Genomic DNA, 12,677 nt, shown 5'->3' on the forward strand with positions numbered 1-12,677 from the left:
TTTCTATTTCAGAAGGCGGTTCATTAAACTTGATGTTGCTTGAGAAGCCGTTCAACGCTGTTTTTGAAAATAGCATCAGGCGAGTTCAGTAGAGCGGTATGCTGAGTGATAGCATGACCTAAATACAAACTATAAAGTTCGTAAGCTATTGCAATACTGTCTACCTTGCCATTCAGTTTTTTCTGTTCGACACAGCGCTCTATACGATTTGTTAAATAAGCAATAAACCTGTTTTGTTGGTCAATGGTAAATGATCTCACCTTTGATGGCGGGCGGTTTTGAAAATCAACAACAGCTTTAATAAATGGGCAACTAACTTGATGCTCTTTAAACAATTCACTAGTCCAGTCTGCCCATGATTCAAGTAAGGCTTTAACATGCTCTAGTGGATCTTCTCGCCATGCCTGCTGAATAACACGCTCCTTGAACAACACTTCGCCATATTGCAAGATAGCAATTTGCATATCTTCCTTATTTTCAAAATGTGAAATCACCCCTGTCCTTGATAAATTACATAGCTTTGAGACACAGCCAATGGTTATGTCTGCGAGGCCAAATTGACAGCTGTATATAATGCTTTGATTTAAAATTGCTAAACGAGTACGTTCGCCTTTATTCATTAAGTTGCTAAAACCTGCGTAATATTATCAATAACCTTAGTATCTCCTAAAATTCTTGTGTGTCCAAGTCCTGATGTAACCACTAAGCGAGGCTTTTCATCTTGTAAGAAAGTATCAAGATCAATAAAGGGAGCAAACCTATCATTGCGGTCATGAATAAAAGTAAGGTCTAATGCTAGCTTATCGCGGTGATTTTCTGAGGACAACTGATACCATTTCTTGCCATATTTATGACTAATATTTTCTAAAACCCTTTTAAGAAATTTTCTGGAAATACCAACATGTTCAACTTTTTCAAACATTAACTCGAAAAAATTTATCGGCGAAGAAATGAGAATGATTTTTTTATCTTCAAGTAAAGAATGAGGTAAGTTTAGCGTAGCTATGGCACCCATTGAATGACCAACAATACCTTTTATATCAATATTCTGCTCATTAAAGTACTTAATTAGCAATTCTAATGTTTCAATAAAACTTAACAGGTGAGCTCGATTGCCCGTAGATTTACCATGACCAATATGATCAATAGCTGCGACTGTATAACCTTGCCCTGTTAAGGATTTTATCATCTTGTTAAAGGATTGACTGGAGTCTGCCCAACCATGGCTAACGATGACAACTTGCTCTCCGTGACCAAATAGGTTGATGTGCGCTTTACCTATCGATGTTTGAAGACTAATTTCATTTTCTGGAGCTGTGAATGTTTCACTATAGCTGCGTTTACCATAAGGTCTCAATAATATATGTTTACCTATATAGGCGCTAAAGCGAGGCGCGACTGTACTAATAATACTCGTAATTCCCCGACTAATGCTATTAAAACCTAGGCCTTTGGTTTCTTCATTAAAATAACTAAATTTCATTTTTAATCTCCTTTTTAAAATAGTACAGTTGCACTTTTATTTGATAATAGTTCAACTGTACTATTTTGTAAAGGACTTATAACTGCTACTCAATCGTCAGATTCAAAGGTATCAATTCCTGCTATAGCCTTATCGCCATAATAGAAAAGCTGATGTTAATGGGTGTAGGGGATTTTAGTGACTAGACAATTTATTGAATAAGGGGATGTTCAATAGGAGCGACACAACTTTGTAGAGAATAAATGGGGCCATTGTTGATTAGTGATAATCAACTAGATACAAAGAGTAAATTACCTTCCTAGCCACTATCGCTTAGTAATAATACCGACTCTTGACCATCGTTGCCACTCAAGTCCTTGCTGTTTTATCAAGCGCTTTAAACTGCGAAACAGTGCTTGAAACTCGATAATATCAACCACATAAAAAACAATCCAAGCAACGGGTGCTAGTAATAATAAATTCAAATGAAAGCGCGATTTATTGTCAAATATCACTTGTAAAATAACCATTAAAGTCATGAATCCCATCACAAACACGACCGGCCAATAATCATGAGTTACAAAGGTATAACTATAGAAAAAGGCAAGAAAAAAACCTTGAAACAATAAGGCTAATTCTGCATATAAAGCAATGGGCAGCAGCAACATAGTAAAGTACCAATTATGACCTTGCTGACGACTAAAAAACAGTTTTTGATATTTAATAAAGGTTTGAAATCGCCCAAAGCGCCAGCGTAAACGCTGATTAAACAAGCATCGCCAGCGAGAAGGCCCTTCGGTGTAGGTAACAGCATTACTTGCATAACGAGTTTTATGACCTGCGGCTAAAATGCGCATCGACATTTCAATATCTTCGGTAATGACATCGCCGTCAAAACCACCGACTTCATCTAACACCGATTTACGATAGGCTGCTGCTGCACCACCAATAATATAAACCGAGTTAAAAGCCGAATCGACACGTTTAAAGAAAAATCCATAAAGGTACTCTAACTGCTGTAATAGCTCTACTGGCTTGCTTTTATTGGCAACCACGACATTACCACCAACAGCGCCTACTTTAGGGTCGGCAAAGCGTTGTAAGGTATTGGTAATGGCTTCTCTGTCCATAATGCAATCAGCATCAATCGTGAAAATATAATCACTGTGACAAAGTGCTAAGCCTTCGTTTAGAGCATTAGCTTTGCCACTATTGGTTATCGAAAGGTAGCGGAGTTTTCTCGTATTTGTATGCTCTAGTACTAATTGTTGTACTAATTCACCGGTTTTATCCGTAGAGCCATCGTTAATAACAATCACTTCTACATTGCCATAATCATTAGCTAATACTGAGTTGATGGTTTTTACAATACCAACTTCTTCATTATAAGCAGGGATCAACACCGACACCTTGGGTGTGCCAACAAACTGATGACGCCTTTTTCTAGAGCGCTCGACACGTCGATAACAACAGAGAGTGAGTATTTGCACCAAGTATTTAAATAGCAACGGGAGCAATAGCAATAATATACACCAACGTATGAGTGTATAAGACTCATCAGCAATATAACTACTATTGAAAGCGAGATAAACAATGCTAGCCGATAGGCAATAAAGCAAAGCTAATAACAGTAAATAAACTATATTTTGCAACTTAATCAAAGGAAACCTCACACAACTCAGGTTCCTTTGAGTACAGCGTATATTTATAATGTGTTCGAAATTTGTACTGCATTATGCCTATTTTTCGAGGAGAAAGAAAAATAGATTTACTTTATTTTAAGAGTTTGGTTATAAGCATGCTTATTTTTATGCTTAATATCTAAAATATAAAGCACTTATAATTTGATATTTAACCTTTAGAATTACAGTCTCGCAAACAACTCATCATCAATAAAAAAGCGACCACTCATAGAGTAAGTCGCTTTACAAAAGCTTGAACTATATTTGGCTTACATCACCAAAAAATTACTCAACAGTTACCGATTTGGCTAAATTTCGAGGTTGATCAACATCTGTACCTTTAATGATTGCCACATAATAAGAAAGTAGTTGTAAAGGTAAGGTATAAACAATAGGTGCAATGATGTCATCACATACGGGTACTTCGATAACTTTCATGGTGTCGTCACTGACAAAGTTAGCATTACTATCAGCAAAGACGTACATTAAGCCACCACGGGCACGTACTTCTTCGACATTTGATTTTAGCTTTTCAATGAGATCATTTTTAGGTGCAACAACAATTACCGGCATTTCAGCATCAATTAACGCTAAAGGACCATGTTTTAATTCACCTGCAGCATAGGCTTCAGCATGAATATATGAAATTTCTTTCAGTTTCAATGCCCCTTCCATCGCGATTGGATATTGATCACCACGCCCTAAAAATAGCGCATGATGTTTATCGGCAAAATCTTCGGCTAAGCCTTCAATTGGGCTGGCTAAAGCTAGCACTTCTTCAAGTTTATTTGGTAAAGTCATTAACGATCTAGCGATATTTTCTTGTGTCTCTTCCGCCATACCATGATGTTTACCCAAGGCTAGGGTCATCATTAACAGGCCCACTAACTGAGTGGTAAATGCCTTAGTTGATGCTACCCCGATTTCAGCGCCGGCTTTAGTCATAAATGATAAGTCTGATTCACGTACTAATGATGAGCCAGGTACGTTACAAATACTTAAACTTGCTTTATAGCCAATTTCTTTGGCTAATCTTAATGCCGCTAGGGTATCAGCTGTTTCACCTGATTGAGAAAGCGTTACCACCATAGAGTTTTTAGGCACGAATGATTTGCGATATCTAAACTCACTGGCGATTTCAATATTACATGAAACACCCGCTAAGGCTTCTAACCAATAACGCGCCACCATGCCAGAATGATAACTGGTACCACAGGCAATGATTTGTACGTGTTGAATGTCTTTAAAAATATCGTCTGCGCCTTCACCGAAGGTATTTACATCAAGCACATCACCCGATAGTCGACCTTCTAAAGCATTACGAATCGCGATAGGCTGCTCATAAGTTTCTTTGAGCATATAGTGACGATATTCACCTTTATCACCTGTATCATGACTAACGCTAGCTTCAGTGGCTTCACGCTCTACTGCATCACCATTAATATCGAAAATATTCACTTCAAAGCGCGTTACTTCAGCAACATCACCTTCTTCCAAAAAGGCAAATTTTCGAGTCACGGGTAATAATGCCATCATGTCTGAGGCAATAAAGTTTTCACCCAAACCATAGCCGATAACTAACGGACTGCCAGAGCGAGCTACAACAATACGATCTTTGTCAGAGCTATCCATTACAACCGTGCCGTAAGCACCTTCTAACTGTTTAACTGTTTTCTGTACTGCTGATAACAAGCTATCACAAGTTTTCAACTCATGATGAACTAAGTGGCCAATGACTTCAGTATCAGTTTGTGAAACAAACTCATAACCTAAGCTCTGTAGTTTAGTACGTAATTCTTGATGGTTTTCAATAATACCATTGTGCACTACTGCAATGTTGCCACTAGATAAATGTGGGTGAGCATTTACTTCGCTTGGAGCACCATGAGTAGCCCAGCGAGTATGCGCAATACCAGTACCACCGCTTAAAGGTGTATCACTCAATGCTTGTGCTAATTCTTGCACTTTTCCTAAACGCTTTGCGCTAGCTAATTGGTTTTTCTCATCTATGGTTGCAACGCCCGCCGAATCATAACCGCGGTACTCAAGTCTTCTTAGCCCTTCAACCAAAATTTCTGCCACATCACGCTGTGCTACCGCACCAACTATGCCACACATATTTAAATCCTTATTATTTTCTACTGTTTTTTATGACTAACTTGCTTTGGCGCATATTAAGTTTACGCCTTGAGCAGTTAGCTGTTTTCTTACTGATTCAGATAAATCATCATCAGTGATGAGGGTGTGTATTTGTTGCCAAGCTAATTCCAGGTTAGGAATTTTTTTAGCTATTTTCTCCGATTCAATCATCACAATAACTTCTCGAGCGACTTCTGCCATAACTCGGCTTAGGCCAATCAATTCATTAAATGTTGTCGTTCCTCGGTCTATATCAATACCATCTGCGCCAATAAATAACTGATCAAAATCGTACGAGCGCAATACCTGCTCCGCAACCTGTCCTTGAAATGCTTCTGAATTAGCATCCCAAGTACCACCGGTCATCAATAATGTCGGTTCATTTTCCAGTGCATGAATTTCATTGGCTATGCTTAAAGCATTGGTCATCACAACTAAACCTTTTTTAGCGCTTAACTCCGAAACTAACGCCGATGTTGTTTGGCCACTATCAATGATGATTCGATTATGATCGCGAATTAAGGTTGCTGCATGTTTGGCAATAGTTTTCTTCTGTTTTGAAAGTTTTTCGCTTTTGGCTTCTGTGATTTCACTAGGCAGTGCGATTGCACCACCATAGCGTCGTAATAATAAACCGCTATTTTCTAGCGAGGCAAGATCCTTACGAATAGTAACCTCTGAAATATCAAATTGTTTTGCTAATGCATCGACACTAACTTCACCACTTAAATTAAGGTCGGCAATAATACGATGACGGCGCTGTTGGGTATTCCGTTTTGACATGTTCAGGCAGTTTCTTAACTTTGTAACTTTCACTTTGAACGACATTATGTTTCAAATCGAAAGTTATTGCAAATATCAGTTTACGAATTCTTCGGGTGAGTTAATTTAATAGACTGACGATTAAAGCTGAATTTTTCTGATTTGAGTTTTGATTCTGATTTATCGGAAAAAGGTAAAGCCACATAAAATGTAAAAAAATCTTATGTGGCTTGGTAACTTACTGTTTTACCGGACGCTGCCAGTTTTTAATGTTGCGTTGTTTACCACGAGCTATAGCAAGCTCTTTATCTTCTACATCTTTAGAAATTACTGAGCCAGCACCAATGGTTGCTGTACTACCAACGAAAACAGGGGCAACTAATGAGCTGTTTGAACCAACAAAAGCATTATCATCAATAATGGTTTGAAACTTATTAACGCCATCATAATTACAAGTAATTGTGCCTGCACCAATATTAACGTTTTTACCTATCATCGCATTTCCAAGGTAAGTTAAATGCCCAGCCTTACTTCCCTCACCTAGCGTCGATTTCTTCATTTCGACAAAGTTGCCAACATGTGAGTTTCTATTCATTACAGTACCAGGGCGAATGCGTGCAAACGGCCCAACAGAACATCCTTCACCAATGACCGAATCTTCAATGATGGTATTTGGTTTTATTACAACGTTTTCAGAAATTGAACAGTTTTTCAAAATACAGTTAGCACCAACTGTCACGCCATCAGCTAACTCAACTGCTCCTTCAAAAATACAATTTACATCTATACTAACTTCGCTGCCGACAATGAGATTTCCGCGAATATCTATACGAGCAGGGTCACGTAAACTAGCACCGGCTATCATCAACTCTTCCGCTAACCGTGCTTGATAAGCACGCTCTAACGCTGCCAACTGTACGCGGTTATTTGCTCCCTCTACTTCAATTTCAGTTTCTGGATGGGCAGTCGCTATTGCTTTGCCTTCACCATGTGCCGTAGCAATAATATCAGTTAAATAATATTCACCTTGCGCATTTTCATTTGATAAACCAGACAACCAGCGTTTTAAATCACCACCATTTGCTAATAATATGCCGGTATTAGCCTCTTTGATGGCAAGCTGCTCTGGGTTGGCATCTTTTTGTTCAACAATACCTACTACGTTATTGTCTTCTCTTACTATACGGCCATAACCTGTTGGGTTAGTTAGATGAACTGTCAATAAGCCCATGCCATTATCTGGTTTTGCCTGTAGTAGTTTTTCTAAAGTTGATACCTTAGTTAAAGGGACGTCACCGTATAACACTAAAACATCTTCATCATCTTTTAAAAATGGTGATGCTTGATCAACTGCATGTCCGGTGCCTAATTGTTCGGTTTGCTCCACAAATGTTAGATCATCACCCGTTATAGAGGCTTTAAGCACATCGCCACCAAAGCCATAAACCACATAAATATTTTCTGCCCCGAGTTGGCGAGCACTATCGATTACATGCTCAACCATAGGTTTGTCTGCAACAACATGAAGAACTTTTGGCAAAGAAGATCGCATACGGGTACCTTTACCCGCAGCAAGAATGACAACAGAGAGAGACATAGAAAATCCATTCGGTTTGATAATTTTAATGGCGTTATTGTAACCATTAACAACAGTGCTTTTCCAGTACTACTCTACCCCCAAAACATTAATGGCGAAACTGAGCCTTATCAACCCTTGTTCTTTTTGCACTTTAGCTGTGCAATTGAGTTATTTTTCGCCCTGAAATTATGCACCATAACAAAGCTTAAATTTATTTAATTAAATTTTATCCTTTATTTTTATATGGTTATGTAATTTTTTTTGGTTGGTACAGTACTTGCGATATGAAGAGCAATATAACGCAACCTGCGGTAGTAAAAAGATGAGCGATAAAGTAAAACTAGTAGTAATTGGCAACGGTCCTGTTGGTCATAATTTTTTAGAATATTTAGTTGAATCTGGTAAAGCAGATGATTACCAAGTAACTGTTTTTGGTGAAGAGCCTATTCCTGCGTACGATAGAGTTCACTTAACTGCTTGGTTTAAAACTCAATCAGTTGATGAAATCAACATGGTTCATGATGATTTTTATGGCAAAAATAACTTCACTTTGCATACAGGTGATAAAGCAACCAAAATTGATCGAGACAACAAAGTGGTTTTTTCAGAATCTGGTCTTGAAATTTCTTACGATAAAATAGTTCTTGCTACGGGATCTTATCCTTTTGTTCCTCCTGTACCAGGCCACGATCGAGATAATGTTTTTGTTTATCGTACTATTGATGATTTGGAAAAGATTACTGAAGCAGCTAAAACAGCTAAAGTTGGTGCGGTAATTGGTGGTGGCTTACTTGGCTTAGAAGCTGCCAAAGCAGTTATGGATTTAGGCCTAAAAACACACGTTGTCGAATTTGCTCCACGCTTAATGGCTGTTCAAGTTGATGATGGCGGTGGCGCTATGCTCAGCAAGAAAATAGAAGACTTAGGTGTTAGTGTTCATACTCAAAAGAATACTCAAAATATTGGTGACGGTGATAATACTGTTCACAAGATGAGTTTTGCTGATGGTGAAGAATTAGAAACTGATATTATCGTTTTCTCAGCGGGTATTCGTCCTCGTGATGAGCTAGCTCGTGATGCTAGTCTTGAAATGGGTGAGCGTGGTGGTGTTGTAATAAATAACAACACACTAACATCCGATGAAGATATTTATGCTATTGGTGAAGTGGCCCTTTGGGATAATAAAATATACGGGTTAATTGCTCCGGGTTGGTCAATGGCTCATGCAGCGGTTGATCATTTAACAGGTACTGGTAATAGTGAGTTTACCGGTGCGGACATGAGTACTAAACTGAAATTAATGGGTGTTGACGTTGCCTCTATTGGTGATGCTCACGGAAACACCCCCAACTCTCGTAGTTACACTTATGTGAACGATCGTGAAGAAGTTTACAAAAAAATTGTAGTTAGCGAAGATGATAAGTATTTATTAGGTGCTGTATTGATTGGTGATGCTGCAGAGTACGGTTCATTATTGCAGTTTATGCTCAATAAAATGGAATTACCTGCTGAGCCTGAAGGATTAATCCTACCAAGTGTCGACGGCAGCTCAAGTGGCATTGGTGTTGATGCCTTACCTGACTCGGCGCAATTATGTTCATGTTTGAACGTTACTAAAGGCGATATCGTTGAAGCCGTTGAAGGTGGCGCTTGTGATATGGCCGCTATCAAGTCTTGCACAAAAGCAGGTACAGGTTGTGGTGGTTGTGTTGCGCTAGTAACTCAAGTACTTAACTCTGAATTAGAAAAATCAGGTGTTGAAGTAAACACTGATCTTTGTGAACATTTTGCTTATACCCGTCAAGATTTATATAACATTATTCGTGTTGAAAAAATTAAGTCTTTCGCTGAGTTACTTGAAAAACACGGTACCGGGTTAGGTTGTGATATTTGTAAACCAACGGCAGCTAATATTCTTGCTTCTTGTTGGAACGACCATGTTCTTGAAAGTAACTTACAAGGACTACAAGATACCAACGATTTTTACATGGGTAACATGCAAAAAGATGGTACTTATTCAATCGTTCCTCGTGTTGCGGGCGGTGAGATTACCCCTGAAAAGCTTATCGTTTTAGGTGAAATTGCTAAAGAATATGGTCTTTACACTAAAATTACCGGTGGTCAGCGTATCGATTTATTTGGTGCCCGTACTGAACAGCTTCCTCCAATCTGGCGTAAGCTAGTAGACGCAGGTTTTGAAACAGGTCACGCTTACGGTAAATCATTACGTACGGTTAAATCTTGTGTTGGCTCTACATGGTGTCGTTACGGTGTTCAAGATTCGATGGGCTTAGCAATAACGCTTGAAAATCGTTATAAAGGCCTACGTTCTCCACATAAAATCAAACTTGCTGTCTCGGGTTGTACGCGTGAATGTGCTGAAGCACAAAGTAAAGATTTTGGTGTAATCGCTACTGAAAATGGCTGGAACTTATATGTTTGTGGTAATGGTGGTATGAAACCTCGCCATGCTGATTTATTTGCTTCAGATCTAACAGAAGAAGAAGTCATTAAATATATCGACCGTATTTCAATGTTCTACGTACGTACTGCAGATCGTTTACAACGTACTTCAGTATGGATGGACAACATGGAAGGTGGTTTAGAATACTTGAAATCTGTGATCATTGACGACAAGTTAGGCTTAGCGGCTGAGCTAGAACAAGAAATGTTAAACGTAGTTGATACTTACCAGTGTGAGTGGAAAACTACCATTGATGATCCTGAAAAAATGAAACGTTTTACTCATTTTGTTAACAGTGACAAAGCTGATGACAACGTAATATTCACCACAGAGCGCGAGCAAATTCGTCCTGCTTTTGCCGATGAAAAATCACTTGCTATTGAAGTAAAATAACAGAGGAATTAAATAATGACTAATCAAAAGCAATGGGAAGATATTTGCAAAACTGGCGATATATTGCCTAATATAGGTGTATGTGCTTTATTTGAAGGACAACAAGTCGCTATTTTTAAAGTGGCAGATACTTCAGGCACAGAACAACTGTTTGCAATTAATAACTACTGCCCCTTTAGTGAGTCTAATACTATATCGCGAGGACTAGTAGGTAGTTTAGATGGTAAAACAGTTGTTGCGTCACCTTTATATAAACAACATTTTGATCTATCAACCGGTATCTGCCTAGAAGACAGCACAGTAAGCCTTGATATTTACCCTGTGCGTGTTGAAGGAGATACCGTCCAGCTTGCTGCTTAAGGACGAATAATGAAATATAGTTATTACATTGCTGATGTGTTTACCGACCAACCTTTCCATGGTGTGCCACTACCTGTCTTTACCGATGCAAGTGGCCTCACTGATAGAGAGATGCTTCAAATAGCCGGAGAGCTGAACGCAAGTAATACTATATTTCTCATCCCCAATAGCCAGCAATCTTCCTACAGTATTAAAGCCTTTTCAAAGCTTGAAGAGGTCCCTATCGGCAGCCACTCTGTTTTAGCCGCTAGTTATGTTTTAGCCAAGACAAACTCTATCCCGCTAACTGAACAACATACACTCATTAATTTAGAGTCAAACTGGTCAGGAAAAGTTGAGGTCATTAAAACCTACGTAAGTAAAGATGATCAGGGCTCACCTTCCTTAGTACAACAAACTTATGATACTCACTCTGCAATAGACCGTTTCACTCCTACGACTGAAGAATTAGCTGCAATGCTATCTTTAAGTGCTGCTGATATTGGTTTTGATAGTTACCGACCGTTAATAGTTTCATGTGGTGTTCCTTATTTAATTGTCCCTATCATGTCTTACCGAGCTATTCGAGAGGCTAAATTTAATGAAGCTGCTTGGAGCAACTCTTCAGCACCAACTTCGTTAGCGCAAGAAATATTACTTTTCTCCAATAATACTGACAACAATACTGCGGACTTTCATACACGGTTACTTGGACCAGCTATTGCTCATCATGAAGATCCACCTATTGGTGGTGCGATTGCCTCATTCGCTAATGCTATTTGTGCTCATGAGCATATTCAAAAAGGTACTCATATATTCGCCATACAACGTGGCGCAAACGATGCCAGACAGAGCATGTTCTATGTTGAAATGGATAATAAACAAAACCAAAACCTTACCATACGTGTCGGTGGGTATGGCGTTATCATGACTGAAGGTACAATAACCATAAATTAATATTTCCAACTGTCCATTTTTACCATCTAGGCTTGGCACTTCTACCGAGCCTGCTCTTTCTGAGCAGATCTAATATGCATACCTTAGTTTATAACTCACACTTAATACGAAGATAATCGTAATTAAGTATTGACATGTACGACGATCATCGTACATATTGTAGTGACTAAATAATAATCAAAGGGAAAATAGTATGGCTAGAAAAAAGATCAGAGAAGAAACTAACCTAGAGCCAGATATGACACCAATGCTAGATATTGTCTTTATATTATTAATATTTTTCATCGTAACAACATCCTTTGTTAAAGAAGAAGGGATAATAGTTAATAGACCTAAACTCAATAAACCATCAACTGAAAACGCCCCTTCCATTGTTGTGCAAATAAATGAAACAGGCTTAGTCAGTTTTAATGGCAAACGAGTAGATATAGAAAGACTACCAGCACGTATTGAGAACTTTATTGCTAAGCACAATACAACCAGTGCTGTCGTCATACCAAGCTACGATACAAGACATGAAGATGTAGTTAGTGTTATTGATCAAATTAAAACTTTTGAGCAATTAATTATATCCATTGGTAAGTAACACGCAAAACCTATGTTTTACAATACAGCCTACAAATTAATTTGTAGGCTTGCATTACCATTACTCTTTAACACCTCAGGCCTTAATAGAGTAACTTAAAAAGATTTCTCACCTCATAGCTTACCTACTAAGAAAATGTCTCTCAAAAGCGACTTTGAAGTTATATTAAAGTAGCATTCCCAAAAACGATAAAGTACACGGCTTGCCCGCCAGAGTCACAATGATTGTACTTATTTATTAATTTCTCATACTGCAGAAAAGCAAAAAGCCCGTCACTTTCGTAACGGGCTTTCCTGTGCCTCAGCACAAATTAG

The 12,677-nt window shown here is 38.5% G+C and carries 10 protein-coding genes; 4 read left to right on the top strand and 6 right to left on the bottom strand.

The genetic code is table 11. The annotated features are described in order from the left end of the window. Window positions 1-23: 23 nt before the first annotated feature. From AC27IF_RS10650 to glmU, 6 genes are all read right to left on the bottom strand, one after another. Window positions 24-620, bottom strand: coding sequence for a TetR/AcrR family transcriptional regulator (locus tag AC27IF_RS10650; RefSeq protein WP_487054279.1), 597 nt, complete (start codon window positions 618-620; stop codon window positions 24-26). Beyond that, window positions 620-1,483: an alpha/beta hydrolase gene (locus AC27IF_RS10655; RefSeq protein ID WP_487054280.1), complete on the bottom strand. Its 864-nt coding sequence runs from the start codon at window positions 1,481-1,483 to the stop codon at window positions 620-622. The genes AC27IF_RS10650 and AC27IF_RS10655 overlap by 1 nt, the downstream gene beginning before the upstream one ends. A 305-nt stretch (window positions 1,484-1,788) precedes the next feature. Next, window positions 1,789-3,123, bottom strand: coding sequence for a glycosyltransferase family 2 protein (locus tag AC27IF_RS10660; protein WP_487054281.1), 1,335 nt, complete (start codon window positions 3,121-3,123; stop codon window positions 1,789-1,791). Between the two features lie 306 nt (window positions 3,124-3,429). Continuing rightward, window positions 3,430-5,262, bottom strand: a complete 1,833-nt coding sequence (gene glmS / locus AC27IF_RS10665; RefSeq protein ID WP_487054282.1) for a glutamine--fructose-6-phosphate transaminase (isomerizing) — start codon at window positions 5,260-5,262, stop codon at window positions 3,430-3,432. A gap of 36 nt (window positions 5,263-5,298) precedes the next feature. Continuing rightward, window positions 5,299-6,066 (bottom strand): DeoR/GlpR family DNA-binding transcription regulator, encoded by a 768-nt coding sequence (locus tag AC27IF_RS10670; protein WP_487054284.1) that lies wholly within the window; start codon window positions 6,064-6,066, stop codon window positions 5,299-5,301. Between the two features lie 217 nt (window positions 6,067-6,283). Then, entirely contained in the window at window positions 6,284-7,642 is a 1,359-nt protein-coding gene (gene glmU, locus AC27IF_RS10675) for a bifunctional UDP-N-acetylglucosamine diphosphorylase/glucosamine-1-phosphate N-acetyltransferase GlmU (protein WP_487054286.1), read from the bottom strand. A 304-nt stretch (window positions 7,643-7,946) separates the two neighbouring features. On the opposite strand from glmU, the gene nirB reads away from it, so the two are divergent. The 4 genes from nirB (at window position 7,947) to AC27IF_RS10695 (ending at window position 12,363) form a co-directional block, all read left to right on the top strand. Beyond that, on the top strand, window positions 7,947-10,481 hold the full coding sequence (gene nirB / locus AC27IF_RS10680; protein ID WP_487054288.1) for a nitrite reductase large subunit NirB: 2,535 nt from the start codon (window positions 7,947-7,949) through the stop codon (window positions 10,479-10,481). A 15-nt stretch (window positions 10,482-10,496) separates the two neighbouring features. Then, entirely contained in the window at window positions 10,497-10,841 is a 345-nt protein-coding gene (nirD, locus tag AC27IF_RS10685) for a nitrite reductase small subunit NirD (protein ID WP_487054289.1), read from the top strand. 9 nt (window positions 10,842-10,850) lie between these two features. Continuing rightward, complete coding sequence (locus tag AC27IF_RS10690) at window positions 10,851-11,777, top strand: PhzF family phenazine biosynthesis protein (RefSeq protein ID WP_487054291.1); 927 nt, start codon at window positions 10,851-10,853, stop codon at window positions 11,775-11,777. A gap of 193 nt (window positions 11,778-11,970) precedes the next feature. Then, window positions 11,971-12,363: an ExbD/TolR family protein gene (locus AC27IF_RS10695; RefSeq protein ID WP_487054293.1), complete on the top strand. Its 393-nt coding sequence runs from the start codon at window positions 11,971-11,973 to the stop codon at window positions 12,361-12,363. Window positions 12,364-12,677 lie beyond the last annotated feature (314 nt).

This window comes from Colwellia sp. KS18-150, assembly GCF_057551365.1.